This is a genomic window from Agromyces flavus, assembly GCF_900104685.1.
Classification (GTDB): domain Bacteria; phylum Actinomycetota; class Actinomycetes; order Actinomycetales; family Microbacteriaceae; genus Agromyces; species Agromyces flavus.
In genome coordinates this window covers 2,141,025-2,155,047 of the sequence record NZ_LT629755.1, presented here as the reverse complement: position 1 = coordinate 2,155,047, position 14,023 = coordinate 2,141,025, and the positions used below count along the sequence as shown (strand labels likewise).

Sequence of the window (14,023 nt, the reverse complement as noted above, 5' to 3'; positions counted from 1 at the left end):
ACCGGGCACCGACCGCGCGGTGGGGCCATGGGCCCGGGCCGGCCGTCGGCAGCGCGGCTAGCGTGGCGACGTGGACGGGACCGACTGGTTCTGGTGGTTCGACGCGCGCGACTCCGACCTCGCGCGCGAAGTGCTGCAGCGCGGCATCGCCGCTCTCTACCTCATCGCGTTCGTCTCGACGCTGAACCAGTTCCGAGTGCTGCTCGGCGAGCGCGGGCTGCTCCCCGTGCCCGACCTGCTCGACGCGGTGCGTGCGACCGAGCGGCGCATGCACGAGCGCGAAGCGCGCCTCGGCGAGAAGGTCGGCCCGCTCCGGCGCACGCGCCGTCGCGGTTACCTCGGCCCGACGGTCTTCCGCCGATGGGGGTACAGCGACGCGAAGCTCGTCGGCGTCGCGGTCGTCGGGGTCGTGCTCGCGGCATCCGTCGTCGTCGGATTGCCCCAGCTCGGCCCGCCCTGGCTCCCGATGCTCGTGTTCCTCGCGATGTGGGGCCTCTACCTGTCGATCGCGAGCGTGGGCCAGACGTTCTACGGCTTCGGCTGGGAGATGCTCCTGTGCGAGGCGGGCTTCCTCGTCGCGTTCCTCGGCTCGCGCGAGGTGCCGCCGCCGCTGCTGATCATCGTGCTCGTGTGGTGGTTGGTGTTCCGCCTCGAGTTCGGCGCCGGCATGATCAAGATCCGGGGCGATCGAGCCTGGCGCGACCTCACCGCGCTGTACTACCACCACGAGACCCAGCCGATGCCGGGCCCGCTGAGCCGCCAGGCGCACCTGCTGCCGAAATGGTTCCACCGCTTCGAGGTGCTGGGCAACCACTTCGCGCAGCTCGTCGTGCCGTTCCTGCTCTTCGCGCCGCAGCCCGTGCGGACCGTCGCGGCCGCCGTCATCATCGCCACGCAGCTGTGGCTCGTGATCACCGGCAACTTCGCCTGGCTCAACTGGATCACGATCGTGCTCGCGTTCGGCGCGGTCGGCGACACCGCGGTCCAGTGGCTGCTCCCGTGGCTGCCGCTCGACGCGATCGAGGCACCCGCGGATGCCGCGAGCCCGCGATGGTGGATCGCGATCGTGCTGCTCGTCACGGCGCTGATCCTGTGGCTCAGCCGACATCCGCTCATGAACCTGTTCTCGAAGCGGCAGCTCATGAACGCGTCGTTCGACCGCTTCATGCTCGTCAACGCGTACGGCGCGTTCGGATCGGTCACCCGGCAGCGCGTCGAGGTGATCGTCGAGGGCACGGCCGACGATCCGCGCGACCCGTCGGCGGAATGGCGCGAGTACGGGTTCAAGGGCAAGCCAGGTGACGCGAAGCGCATCCCCCGGCAGTTCGCGCCGTACCACCTGCGACTCGACTGGCTCATGTGGTTCCTGCCGCTCGGCCGCATCGAGGAGAACTGGTTCCTGCGCTTCCTCGAGAAACTGCTCGAGGCGGATGCCGCGACGCTGAAGCTGCTCGCGCACGATCCGTTCCGCGGCGAGCGCCCCACCGCCGTGCGCGCGCGGACCGAGCTGTACACGTTCGCGACGCGGGACGAGCATCGGCGCACGGGCGACGTGTGGGTGCGCCATCCGCTCGGCACCGCCATCCCGCCGATCTCGCTTCGGCCGACGCACCGGGACTGACACGCGTACGCCGCCGCGACCTCGTGTGCCTCGTTCTGGGGTCTCGGCCCACTCGGCTGGTCGGTAGAGTCCAGCCATCCGTCGCAGCTGCGGCCCCACCGGTGGGCCTGACGGGAGATCCCGCGGCGGCGAGTCTCGAGGGGGACCACGTGCGACGACTCGGTGCGCTTGCGACGATCACGACGATCCTTGGGGTGGCGCTCGCGGCGGTCGCGACCCCGGCCGTGGCCGCGCCGCGCGGGCCGAAGCCGCCGTCACCCGGGGACACGGTCACCCTGGCGGAGCACCTCGTGACCCCGCTGACGTTCGACGTGACGCCGAACGGCACGCTCTACGTCGGCCAGGACTTCGCCGGCCTGTTGACGAAGGTCACCAAGGGGGCGCCCGAGACGCTGGCGACCGGCCCGGGCATCGCCGCCGTATCGACCCTCGGCGACGTCGTGATCTGGGGCGAGCGCGAGGGCGACATGGAGCAGGTGCTCGCCTCGCGGCTCATGCAGCGCGCGGCGGACGGAACCGTGTCGTCGATCGACGTGCTCGCGTGGGAGCAGGCGAACAACCCGGATGCGGACGCCGAGTACGGCTTCCGCGACCTCGCACCCGACTGCCTCGAGCAGATCCCGCCGTTCCTGCTCCCGTTCGTCGGTCCGCACGGCGGCGCGATCGACACGCACGTCTACGGAGCGCTCGCACTGAAGGGCGTGACCTACGTCGCGGATGCCGGTGCCAACGCCGTCCTCGCGGTCGATCCGGCCGGGGAGATCTCGACTGTCGCCGTGCTGCCCCCGTCGAGCCTCATCGCCACGGACTCGCTCGCCGCGGCGTTCGGCCTGCCCACGTGCGTCGTCGGTCACGAGTTCATCACCGAGCCCGTGCCGACCGACGTCGAGATGGGACGCGACGGATGGCTCTACGTCACGTCGCTCCCGGGCGGCCCTGAGGATGAGAGCAGCGGCGCGCGAGGCGCCGTGTACCGCGTGAACCCCGACACGGGTGAGGTGCAGCTGTACGCGTCCGGGTTCGCGGGTGCCACCGGCGTCGCGGTCGCCCCGAACGGCAACGTGTTCGTCACCGAGCTGTTCGGCGGCAAGGTGTCCGTCATCACGAAGCGCGGCGAGGTCAGCACGTTCGCCGAGCTGCCGTCGCCTGCGGGCGTCGAGTGGCAGAGCGGCCGCCTCGTCGTCTCGACCGACGTGTTCGGCGACGGCAAGGTCGTCTCGATCGGGTTGCGATAGTCCGCCCGATCGCGAGGTCTCGCCGGTCCGACGCACAGGGACTGACCACCGCACTCGGAGAGAATGGTCCGCATGGACTTCTCCCTCGAGTTCACGCCCGACCTGGTGGCCGTGTTCCTGACCCTGTTCGTGCTCGAAGTCGTGCTCGGCGTCGACAACGTGATCTTCATCTCGATCCTCGCCGCGAAGCTGCCCGTCGAGCAGCAGGCGAAGGCGCGCAACCTCGGCCTCACGCTCGCGATGGTCATGCGCGTCGGGCTCGTGTTCGCGGCCGGATGGATCATCACGCTGAAGACCGACCTGTTCACGCTCTGGGGCATGGGGTTCTCGGGCCGCGACCTGATCCTCATCGCCGGCGGCACGTTCCTCGTCTACAAGGCCGTCACCGAGATCCACCACAAGCTCGAGGGCGCCGAGGAGCACACGACCGGCGCGGGCACGGCCACGTTCGGCGCGGTGATCGCGCAGATCCTCGCACTCGACATCGTGTTCTCGCTCGACTCGGTCATCACGGCCGTCGGCATGACCGAGAACATGATCGTGATCATCACGGTGGTGGTGCTCTCGTTCGCGCTCATGCTCGTCGCGGCGCGGTACATCTTCGCGTTCGTGAACCGTCACCCCACGGTGAAGATGCTCGCGCTCTCGTTCCTGCTCCTGATCGGCGTGTTCCTCATCGCCGACGGGTTCGGCCTCAAGATCGACAAGGCGCTGATCTACGGGCCGATGGCCTTCGCGATCTTCGTCGAGCTGCTGAACCTCACGGCGGCACGGCGTCGCGCGAGGCGTGCGGCCGCGCGCGAGGTCGAGCCCGTGCACCTGCACCAGCAGTACGTCGACGACACCGGCAGCGTCAAGGAGGTCCAGCCGGTCGAGTGACCGGCCGTGACGTGGCGGATGGCGCGCGCCATCCGCCCACGTCGGCCTAGCCTCGGCGGAGGTACTCGAGCTGCGCGCGCACCGATGCCTCGGCGGCGAACCGCACGGACCCGTGGACGTCGGCGTACACGACATCGGTCACGGCTTCCGCGGTGGCGTCGGCGCCGAGCCGGGCGAGCGCAGCCCGGATCTGGTCGAGGCGTTCCTGTCGGTGCGCGAGGTAGGCATCGCAGATGCCGGCGAGGTCGGGGAGCACGGGCCCGTGGCCGGGGAGGACGGCGACGCCTCCCGCGGCGCCGAGCTCCCGCAGGCGCGCGAGCGAGTCGAGGTAGGGGCCGAGCGCGCCGTCGGGGTGGGCGATGATCGTCGTCCCGCGGCCGAGGACGGTGTCGCCGGTGAACACGGCAATCGCGGTGTCCGAGGCGCCGGGCGCGTCATCTGCCGCCGCCACCAGGGCGAAGCACGCCGAGTCGGACGTGTGACCGGGCGTCGCGAGCACCTCGAGCTCCACTCCTCCCGCTCGGATGCGCTCGCCGTCGACGAGCGGCGCACCGCCGCGGCACCACATCTCATCGATCGCCCGTACGGGCGCACCCGTGAGCGCCGCGAACGCGTCGACGGCCTCGGTGTGGTCGGGATGGCGGTGGGTGATGAGCACCAGCTCGACGCCGCCTCGTGCGAGTCGCTCGAGGTGCGCGGCGTTCGCAGGTCCGGGGTCGATGACGATCGCGCCTGAGGCACCGGGCGCGCGAAGGACCCACGAGTTCGTGCCGTCCAGCGTCATCGGGCCCGGGTTCGGCGCGCGGACCAGCGTCACGCCATCGGGCGGGTGCGGGGCATCGGCGGTCTCGGCCACCTCGGCAGTGTATCGACCGGCATAGGCTGACGGGATGGATCGCGACGAGGCCCCCGCCACCGTTCCCGCCGTCGGGTCGGCCGCGACCGTCGTGCTGCTGCGCGACGGGATCGGGGGAGTGGAAGTGCTCCTCGGCTTGCGGCCCGACCGAGGGTCCTTCGCCGGTGCGTGGGTCTTCCCGGGCGGCGCCGTCGACGCCGAGGATGCCGCGGGCGAGGCGATCGACTCGAGCGCGGCCGCACGACGCGCGGCGGTTCGCGAGACGGCCGAGGAGGTCGGACTGTCGATCGACCCCGAGGCTCTCGTGGAATTCGCGGTGTGGAGTCCGCCCGAGGGCGTCCCCAAGCGTCTGCGCACGCGGTTCTACGCCACCCGCGCACCCGAGGCGGATCCGGTGCCGTCGGAGGCCGAGCTCGTCGCGACCGAATGGTTGCGGCCGACCGATGCGCTCGATCGCCACGCCGCAGGCGGCATGACGCTGTTCCCGCCGACGTGGGTCACGCTGCACGGCCTTCGCGACGCGACGTCCTCCGATGCCGTGCTCAGGCAGCTCCGCGAGCAGGGCGTGCTCCCGTTCGTCGGGCGGTTCAGCGGCGACCGGAGCCGGTTGTACTGGCAGGAGGATGAAGAGTTCGCCGCGGAGCGCGACGCCGTGGTGGCCGACGAGGCGGCATCCGACGCGGTCGGCCCGAGGCATCGGCTCGTCATGGACCGCCTGCCATGGACCTACGTCCGATCGTTCTGAGTCACCGGGCTCCCGATCGGGTTCACTAGATCGTCTAGTAACGAGGTCATGTAGTATCGGTGGGATGACTGGCGAGCGCTCCTCGGGGTACTGGTACGCCGCCGATCGCACCCGTCGCGGAGTCGCGGTCCTCAATGCGCTGCGCGACTATCGGGCCGCTGAGGCCGCGATGCGGCGACGCACGCGCTCGGCCATGCGCATGGGCGAGACCGATCTCCTCGCGATCCGGTTCCTGCTCAAGAGCGAGACGGAAGGTCGCTCGGTGAGCCCGAAGGACCTCTCCGCCCATCTCGGGATCTCGTCGGCGTCGACGACCGTGCTCATCGACCGCCTGGTGCGCAGCGGCCACGTCGAGCGCCGTCCGCATCCCACCGACCGCCGAGCGCTGGTGATCGCACCGACCATCTCGAGCGACGACGAGGTGCGCGCGACGCTCGGCGAGATGCATCGGCGGATGATCGATGTCGCCGAGGGGCTCGCGCCCGAGGAGGCCGTCACGGTCCTCGACTTCCTCGAGCGCATGCGCAGTGCCGTCGACAGCGTGAGCGAGGTCGACGCGCACGCGGCGGAGGCCGACGTGCTGGTCTCGCCGATCCCTTCCGCGCGCAGTGTCTCCTGAACCGAGCACTGCTGCTGCACGTTCGCGTCCGCGTGTCAACGGGCAGCGGGTGAATTGCCTTGCCGTATCCGGATTCGGAAGACTGCATGGTGTGATGCGATCGCCGGGGTTACTAGTTAGATAAACTAGCGAAACGACGCAAGATCCCCAGCAATCGTGCGCGTGGAGCCGGTCGCCCCCGACCGGAGAGAAGAGGCCATCCGCATGCACGAGTCGTCGCCCGAAGGGCGCCCCCACCCGCCCGGCATGCCCGGCGTCGCGGGCGTCGGCGTCAGCACCGACCCCACCCTCCGACCCGATGCCGCGTACCGCACCGGGCCGAGTGCGGTTCCGGGCCAGAACTCGGCCGGCGCGCACGCGGCAGGCCTGCACGCCGATCCCATCCTCCCCGCCCACCGCGACGTTCGCACCGACCCGAGCGTCCGCACGGATCCCAGCGTCCGCACCGACCCCGGCGCCATGCCGTCGATCCCGGGCGCCGTCTCGCCCGATGCGGCGCTTCCGACGAGTGCGCCGGGCACCGCCGGTGAGTCCGAGTACGCCGAGCCGGTGCCGCGCTACGAGTTCCTCGAGCACATCGGCTCCGGCGGCATGGCCGATGTCTACCGCGCTCGCGACAACGAGCTCGGCCGGCACGTCGCCGTGAAGCTGTTCCGCGACGCCGACGAGACGGTGGCCGATCGCCAGCGCCGCGAGCGCGAGATCAACCTGCTCAGCGGGCTCACCCACGTGGGACTCGTTCCGGTCTACGACGCCGGACGGCTCATGCACGCCGGCGTCGAGCGCCGGTACCTCGTCATGGAGCTCGTCGAGGGACTGTCCCTCGCACACCGCATCCACAACGGGCCGCTCAAGCAGCGGCAGGTCGCCGATGTCGGCGCCCAGGTCGCCGACGTGCTCAGCTACGTGCACGGGCACGGTGTCATCCACCGCGACATCAAGCCCGAGAACATCCTCGTCAGCGAGACCCCGACCTTCGGGTACACGCTCATCACGCGACTCGCCGACTTCGGCGTCGCCCAGTTCGTCGACGGCACGCGCCTCACCGGGCACGGCACGATCATGGGCACGGCGGCGTACATCTCGCCCGAGCAGGCCCGCGGTGAGGACGTCACCGCGGCGACCGACATCTACTCGCTCGGGCTGGTGCTCCTCGAAGCGTTGAAGGGCGAGCGCGAGTACTCGGGCACTCCCATCGAGGCCGCGCTCGCGCGCCTCCACCGGTCGCCCGAGATCCCCGAGGACCTCTCGCCCGAGTGGCGGGCCCTGCTCGCCGCGATGACGGCGGACGACCCGGCGGTGCGCCCGAACGCGCATGACGTTGCGAGCACCATGCGCGACATCATCCGATCGATGATCGTCGAGACGCAGGTGCGCAAGGGCCGGGTGCCGACCTGGGCCCGTGTCGCCGATCGGGCGGATGCCTCGAAGCAGCGCCTGCTCGTCGGCGGCGCCGGCGTGCTGCTCGGCGCGCTGGCCGTCGGCATCGCCGTCGTGGTCTGGCTCACGACCGGCGGTATGCCCGCGTGACCGGCCCGGTGGCGATGGTGATGCCGCACGTGTTGGACGTCGGCGCGGCGCGCCGGTCGGACCGTCGCGCGGCTCACGCGTAGCGTCGCAGCCATGTGGAGACGCGTCGCCGGCGTGGTCCGGCAGCCCGAGCCGCCCGTCCAGGCCGAGGTGACCGCCGAGGCCAACTCGAACGCGCCCGAGGTCAGGGTCCGGGCGTTCCGGATGGGGTTCGTCGGCGCGATCGGCGTCCTGCTCGCGGTGTTCCTGGGCGGCATCGTGGGTCAGCTGAGCACGGTCATCCTGTACATCGCGTTGGCCCTGTTCCTCGCGCTCGGCCTCGACCCGGTCGTGAGCTGGCTGCAGCGCCGCGGCATGGCGCGGTGGCTCGCCATCCTGCTCGTCTTCCTGTTCGTCATCGGCCTGTTCGTCGGGCTCATCGCGACGATCGTGCCGCTCGTCGTCGAGCAGGTGACCACGATCGTCGAGAATTGGGACCAGATCGTCGAGGATGCCGCGAACAGCGACCTCGTCGCATGGATCAGTTCGATCGCCGGCGGCACCACGTGGATCGAGGACAGCATCGGGTTCCTCGGCGACTGGCTCGGCGACCCGAAGAACATCGGAGCGCTGACGGGCGGCATCCTGGCCGTCGGCGCGGGCATCGCGGGTGGACTCACGGGGGCGACGATCGTGCTGATCCTGACCCTGTACTTCCTCGCGTCGCTCGACGCGATGAAGCGCTACGCCGGGCGGTTCGTGCCCGCGTCCTCGCGCAACGGGTTCGTCGAAGTGTCCGAGGAGATCACGGGCTCGGTCGGCCGCTACGTGATCGGCCAGGTGAGCCTCGCCTCGATCAACGGCGTGCTGAGCCTCATCTACCTGACCATCATCGGCGCGCCCGCGCCCATCCTGCTGGCCTTCATCGCGTTCCTCGGCTCGTTGGTGCCCCTGATCGGAACCCTGACCGGCGCCGTGATCATCACGCTCATCAGCTTCACCGCGGGGCCCGCCACGGGCGTCGCCGCCGGGATCTACTACCTCATCTACATGCAGATCGAGGCGTACGTCCTCAGCCCGCGCATCATGAGCCGCGCGGTCTCGGTGCCGGGTGCGCTCGTGGTCATCGCGGCGGTCGCGGGCGGCACGCTCGGCGGCGTGCTCGGCGCGCTCGTCGCCATCCCGATCGCGGCATCGCTCATCATCATCGTCGAGAAGGTGATCTTCCCGCGCCAGGACGCGGCGTGACTCGAGGCCGGTCGAGCGGATGTCGCGTCAGAACCAGATGCTGAGGTGCGGCGTGCGCGGCGACGCGAACATGCGATCGGCGAGCTCGAGGGCGCCGGGCGACGCCTCGGCGATCCGGCCGGCGCGGGCGAGCACCGACGGACGCACGCCGCCGAGGTAGATCGACGCGAGATCGCGGACGTGCAGGCGCATCGACCGCGGTGCCGCCGCGCGCGATGCCGCACGTGCGCCGCCCGTCGATGCGTCGGCCCCGCGCGAGCGGGACCGCTCGCGCTTGGGGGCCTCGTCGGTCTCGCCCTCGCCACGCGGGGAGTGCACGACCGCGCGTCCGTCGGCGGAGGCCAGCAGGGTGTAGCGACCGGCCGCGTAGCCGAGCGGATCCACGATGTCGAGCACGAGCTCGCCGGCGGCACCGTAACGCCGCGCCCCGAGCGCGGCCGCGGCGTCGACCACGCGGACCCACAGGTGGTCGCCCGCGTCGCGCGTCGTCACCGCGCGCGGATCCTCGAGCAGCCACTCGAGCGGCTCGTCGACCGAGCGCAGCAGCCCGCGCACGCCCGTCACGAAGTCCTGCTCGACGAGCACGCGCCAGAGCGCCCGCTCCGCGTCATCGGTCGCCGCGGCCAGCACGTCGAACTCGACCCAGCCGGGCTCGTTCGGCTCGCGGGTCACCCGGAACGTCGCGAAGCCCTGCGGCTGGCCGTGCTCATCGTCGTATCGCAGCGCGCGAAGTCCACGCGAGGCATCGGAGTCGGGATCGACGAGTCCGAGCATCCGATCGAGCGCACCCGGCCACCGGTCGATCTCACCGGGCGTGCGGGAGACGGCGCGCCGCGAGATGGCGGGCGCCTGGTCGCGAAGCGACCCGGGTTCGACGAAGTGGACGCGCCCCGGCGCGTCGGGCCCGATCCAGTGCGCGCGGCGGCGGTCGACCTCGACGGTCGCGGCCTTGGCGGCGGGGGCGTAGCCGAAGCGGCCGTAGATGGTCGCCTCGGTCGCGGTGAGCATCGCGACGGCCGCGCCAGCGCGGCGCGCGGTCGCGAGTTCGGCCTCCATGAGGGCGCGCGCGATGCCGCGACGACGGTGCGTCGGCGAGACGGTCACCGAGCTCACGGCCCAGCCGTCGACGCTGCGGCCACCGGGCACGCTGAGTCCCGCCGGCCAGCTCGAGACCGTGGCGACGGGCACGCGCGGCTCGGGGATGTCGTCGTCGTACACCCCGTGGATGCGGCGCTCGGCCATGACCGCGCGGTCGTACTCGCGGCCCGGGTCGCGGGGCCGCGCGTGATGGAAGCCGCGGTGGTCGGCGTCGATCCATCCGTCGAGTGCCTCGAGGTCGTTCGAGTCGACGAGTCGGTAGTCGAGGCCCTTGGCGGCGAGGGCCGCCTTCGCGTCGGGGTCGATCGGGATGGACCGGGGTTCGAACGACATCGATCCAGCCTACGATGCCGCGCCGACTCGCGGGCACCGCCATGTGGTCGAGCGACTCGCGGCCGGCAGGATGCGCGGAACTGCATCGCGTGCGATCCGCGTGATCGCAGTAGCCTGACCGGAAGGGTCCGCGCGGGCCCGTTTCCCGGGGGTGCTCGATGGACTGGACCGAACGCCTGCTCGTCGACGGCTACGTCTTCGGGTATCCGCTCGTCTACAACCTCTCGTCGATCCAGGCGATCGCCGCGCACGGCATGGGGGCCGCCCTTCCGCCGCCGGGATGGAACCGCTTCGCGTTCGCTCCGCGGCTCGCGACGCCCGATGACGCGTTCGTGAGCGTCAACAACGACACGATCTACGCGATCGCGTTCCTGGACCTCTCGGGTGGCCCGCTCCGGCTCCGGGTTCCCGACACCGACGGGGCGTACTACGTCCTGCAGTTCGTTGACGCGTGGACGAACAACTTCGCCTACGTCGGTCGGCGGGCGACCGGCACGGGTGAAGCGGAGTTCCTCATCGTGCCGCCGGGGTGGGAGGGCGCGGGCGCCTCCGACGGCGTGCGCGTCATCGAGTCGCCGACCGACGTGGCCGCCATCGTGGGCCGGCTGGCGGTCGACGGGGACGACGACCTGCCCCGTGTGCAGGCCATCGAGGCGGGCCTCGCGCTCGAGTCGCTCCCCGGGAACGGGCCGCTCCGCGGCATCCCGCACGGCCATGCCGCCGGGCTGCCCGAGCACCTTCGCCCGTGGGAACTGCTGCGCGTGTGGAGCCAGGCGTTCCCACCGGCCGCCGCCGACCGCGAGTACCTGCACCGCTTCGCCGCGTACGGGCTCGCGGATCGCGGCAACCCGTACGGCATCGTCTCGCGCGAGCTCGACGAGCACCTCGCGCACGCCACCGCCGAAGGACGCAACCGCATCGAGGAGCTGTCGCGACCCGACGCGTCGAGCGCCGTGAACGGGTGGAACCTGCTCGTGCACGCGTTCGACTACAACCTCGACCACTTCGGCGTCGGCACCATCGACTCGCCGGAGTGGCGCATCGCCGATCGCGAGCAGGCGTACGAGACGCGGGCGCGATCGGCGCGCAACGGCCTCTGGGGCAACCACGGATACGAGGCGGTGTACGGCGAGGTGTTCGTCGACGCCGAGGGCCGGCAGCTGACCGGCGCGCACGCCTACGAGCTGCGACTCGAGGAGCCGCCGCCGGCCGACGCGTTCTGGTCGATCACCATGTACTCGATGCCCGACTTCCTGCTCGTGGCGAACCCCATCGACCGGTACTCGATCGGCGACCGCACGCCCGGACTCGTGCGCGGAGCCGACGGATCGCTCGTGATCAGGATGCAGCACCAGCGACCGTCCGACGCGGATGCGGCGGCGAACTGGCTGCCGACGCCCCTGGGCGAGTTCCGGCCCATGGTGCGCATCTACCAACCGCAGGCGTCGGTGCTCGACGGCACGTACCGGCTGCCCGCCATCACGCGCCTCGACTGACCGCGGATCGGGACTGTGCGCGGCACACTCGCGCATTGTCAGCGGCCGCGACCTGCGGGACCATGGAGGGGCGTCCCCAGAGGCACATCACCCGTTCGAATGCACATGGTCGTGCGTGAGGAATCGGAGGAAGCCATGGCCGTCTCACCTGCCTCGTCCCGTGCGGGCCGGAATGCCGTGCTCGCAGTGATCGCCGCCGCCGCGTTGGCGGTCGCTCCCGGAACGGCCCAGGCCGAGGAGGTGTTCACGCCCGGCGCCCCGGGTGTCGGCGATCCGTACTTCCCGCTCGACGGCAACGGCGGGTACGACGTCGACCACTACGGCCTGGAGGTGGCATACGACCCGCGGACCGACGTGCTGACCGGCACGGCCACGATCTCGGCGCTCGCGACGCAGGGCCTGTCGAGCTTCAACCTCGACCTCGACGGACTGTCCGTGCGCTCGATCAAGGTCGACGGCAGGCCCGCGACGTGGAGCCGCGCCGGAGACGAGCTGACCGTCACGCCGCGACGCGGCATCGCCGACGGCGCCGCCTTCACGACGGTCGTGCAGTACGACGGCGTGCCGAAGACGCTGCCCGACGGCTCCGGTTTCTTCCACACCGACGACGGCGCGCTCGCGCTCGGCCAACCGCACGTGGCCGACCTCTGGTTCCCGGTCAACGACCATCCGATCGACAAGGCCTCCTACACGATCGCGATCACGGTGCCGGAGGGCCTCGAGGCGATCTCGAACGGCGTGCTCGCCTCCGAGCGCACCCGCAAGGGGCTCACCACGTGGACGTGGGACGCCGTCGAGCCCATGGCCTCCTACCTCGCCATGATGGCGATCGGCGAGTACGAGCTCGACGCCTACAGCGACGGCGGGCTGCAGTACTGGGATGCCCTGGACTCCGACCTCGTCGAGCCGTTCGCGGCTCGGACCGGTGGGCAGTATGCGTGGTCGCAGGTCGCCGACACGACCTACAAGCGCCTGAGCCGGACCATCAGCGTGCCGCAGGATGGCGCGCAGCTGTCGTTCTGGATCAACCGCGAGACCGAGCTGAACTGGGACTTCGCCTTCGTCGAGGCCCGGACCGCTGGTCAGGGCGACTGGACGACGCTGCCCGACCTCAACGGGCACACCAGCCAGGGCACCGGATCCGTGTGTCCGTACTGGTTCGGCCTGCACCCGTTCCTTCGGCACTACCAGTCGCAGGCGCCCGGTGGATGCGCGCCATCCGGTTCGACGGGTGAATGGTGGGGCGTGAGCGGCGCGAGCAACGGGTACGAGCAGTGGGCCGTCGACCTCTCCGACTACGCCGGCACCGACGTCGAGGTCTCGATCAGCTACGCGAGCGACGACCTGTTCCAGTTCAACGGCGTCGTCGTCGACGACATCGTCGTGTCGACCGGCGAGGGCTCGACCTCGTTCGAGGCCGACGGCGACGTGATGGACGGCTGGACCGTGCCGGGCTCTCCGGCCGGCAGCGCGCCGAATGCCAACGACTGGATCGTCGCCACCGCGGCGGATGCCCCGACTCCGCTGGGTGCGATCGCCCAGTCCTCGATGGACCGCCAGCCCGAGATCATCGCGTTCCTGGCGGACACGTTCGGGCCCTACCCGTTCTCATCCGCCGGTGGGGTCGTCGACGACCTGAACGAGCTGGGATTCGCACTCGAGACCCAGACGCGCCCGGTGTACTCGCGGTACTTCTTCACCGACACGTTCAGCGGAGACGCCGTCTTCGTGCACGAGATCGCGCACCAGTGGGTCGGCGATCACCTCGCGGTGGAGCAGTGGCAGCACATCTGGCTGAACGAGGGATTCGCGACCTACGCCGAATGGCTGTGGAGTGACGCCGAGGGTCTCGGGACCACGCAGCAGATCTTCGACTTCTACGACAGCATCTTCCCGGCGAAGGACCCGATCTGGGGTGTCGTCATCGGCGATCCCGGACCCGATCTCCTGTTCGACTTCGCCGTCTACTTCCGCGGGGCGATGACGCTGCAGGCGCTTCGGCTCACGGTCGGCGACGAAGACTTCGTCGAGATCCTCCGGCAGTGGGTGGCCTCGCAGGCCGGCGGGCACGTCACCACCGACGAGTTCATCGCGCTGACCAAGGACGTCTCCGCGGTTCCGGATGCCGAGCTCGACGAGCTGTTCCAGACGTGGCTGTTCACGCCGGAGAAGCCCGACATCGATGCACTGCTCGAGTCGACGTCGGCATCGACGGATGCCTCGAGCCTCGAGCTCTTCCGGGCGCCGTCCACGTTCACAGCTCCGGATGACCACCGGGGGGCCAAGCACTGACGGGCCGATGACGGTTCGGTCGCGCGGCGATCGCACGCCGGGGCGGATCAGCTCCGGCCCGGCGTCGCCTCGCCCAGTACGACCGCGGTGCG

Annotated in this window: 11 protein-coding genes; 9 read left to right on the top strand and 2 right to left on the bottom strand. The window is 70.8% G+C overall.

Translation table 11 applies throughout. From position 1 onward, the window contains the following. Positions 1-70: 70 nt before the first annotated feature. The 3 genes from BLT99_RS10090 to BLT99_RS10080 all read left to right on the top strand — a co-directional run bounded on the left by BLT99_RS10090 (position 71) and on the right by BLT99_RS10080 (position 3,735). Positions 71-1,621 (top strand): lipase maturation factor family protein, encoded by a 1,551-nt coding sequence (locus BLT99_RS10090; RefSeq protein ID WP_092671782.1) that lies wholly within the window; start codon positions 71-73, stop codon positions 1,619-1,621. 149 nt (positions 1,622-1,770) lie between these two features. Continuing rightward, positions 1,771-2,856 (top strand): ScyD/ScyE family protein, encoded by a 1,086-nt coding sequence (locus BLT99_RS10085; RefSeq protein WP_157674974.1) that lies wholly within the window; start codon positions 1,771-1,773, stop codon positions 2,854-2,856. Between the two features lie 72 nt (positions 2,857-2,928). Beyond that, entirely contained in the window at positions 2,929-3,735 is an 807-nt protein-coding gene (locus tag BLT99_RS10080) for a TerC family protein (RefSeq protein WP_092671776.1), read from the top strand. A gap of 46 nt (positions 3,736-3,781) precedes the next feature. Here the strand turns inward: BLT99_RS10080 and BLT99_RS10075 are convergent, their stop codons facing one another. After that, complete coding sequence (locus tag BLT99_RS10075; RefSeq protein WP_229724320.1) at positions 3,782-4,591, bottom strand: MBL fold metallo-hydrolase; 810 nt, start codon at positions 4,589-4,591, stop codon at positions 3,782-3,784. Positions 4,592-4,625: 34 nt separating this feature from the next. Between BLT99_RS10075 and BLT99_RS10070 the strand changes: the two genes are divergently transcribed. The 4 genes from BLT99_RS10070 (at position 4,626) to BLT99_RS10055 (ending at position 8,712) form a co-directional block, all read left to right on the top strand. Next, the gene (locus BLT99_RS10070) at positions 4,626-5,336 is read left to right on the top strand and encodes an NUDIX hydrolase (protein ID WP_092671773.1); all 711 of its coding nucleotides are present in this window, start codon (positions 4,626-4,628) and stop codon (positions 5,334-5,336) included. Positions 5,337-5,400: 64 nt separating this feature from the next. Continuing rightward, positions 5,401-5,955 (top strand): MarR family winged helix-turn-helix transcriptional regulator, encoded by a 555-nt coding sequence (locus BLT99_RS10065; protein ID WP_092671770.1) that lies wholly within the window; start codon positions 5,401-5,403, stop codon positions 5,953-5,955. Between the two features lie 156 nt (positions 5,956-6,111). Further along, on the top strand, positions 6,112-7,485 hold the full coding sequence (locus tag BLT99_RS10060; RefSeq protein ID WP_157674973.1) for a serine/threonine-protein kinase: 1,374 nt from the start codon (positions 6,112-6,114) through the stop codon (positions 7,483-7,485). Between the two features lie 93 nt (positions 7,486-7,578). After that, positions 7,579-8,712 (top strand): AI-2E family transporter, encoded by a 1,134-nt coding sequence (locus tag BLT99_RS10055; protein ID WP_092671764.1) that lies wholly within the window; start codon positions 7,579-7,581, stop codon positions 8,710-8,712. A 27-nt stretch (positions 8,713-8,739) separates the two neighbouring features. On the opposite strand, the gene BLT99_RS10050 is transcribed toward BLT99_RS10055, so the two are convergent. After that, complete coding sequence (locus BLT99_RS10050; protein ID WP_092671761.1) at positions 8,740-10,143, bottom strand: GNAT family N-acetyltransferase; 1,404 nt, start codon at positions 10,141-10,143, stop codon at positions 8,740-8,742. A 158-nt stretch (positions 10,144-10,301) separates the two neighbouring features. On the opposite strand from BLT99_RS10050, the gene BLT99_RS10045 reads away from it, so the two are divergent. Together BLT99_RS10045 and BLT99_RS10040 are read left to right on the top strand one after the other, a co-directional pair. Then, positions 10,302-11,639: a DUF1254 domain-containing protein gene (locus BLT99_RS10045; RefSeq protein WP_092671758.1), complete on the top strand. Its 1,338-nt coding sequence runs from the start codon at positions 10,302-10,304 to the stop codon at positions 11,637-11,639. Positions 11,640-11,774: 135 nt separating this feature from the next. Beyond that, on the top strand, positions 11,775-13,931 hold the full coding sequence (locus BLT99_RS10040) for a M1 family aminopeptidase (protein WP_133988470.1): 2,157 nt from the start codon (positions 11,775-11,777) through the stop codon (positions 13,929-13,931). The last annotated feature ends 92 nt before the right edge of the window (positions 13,932-14,023 follow it).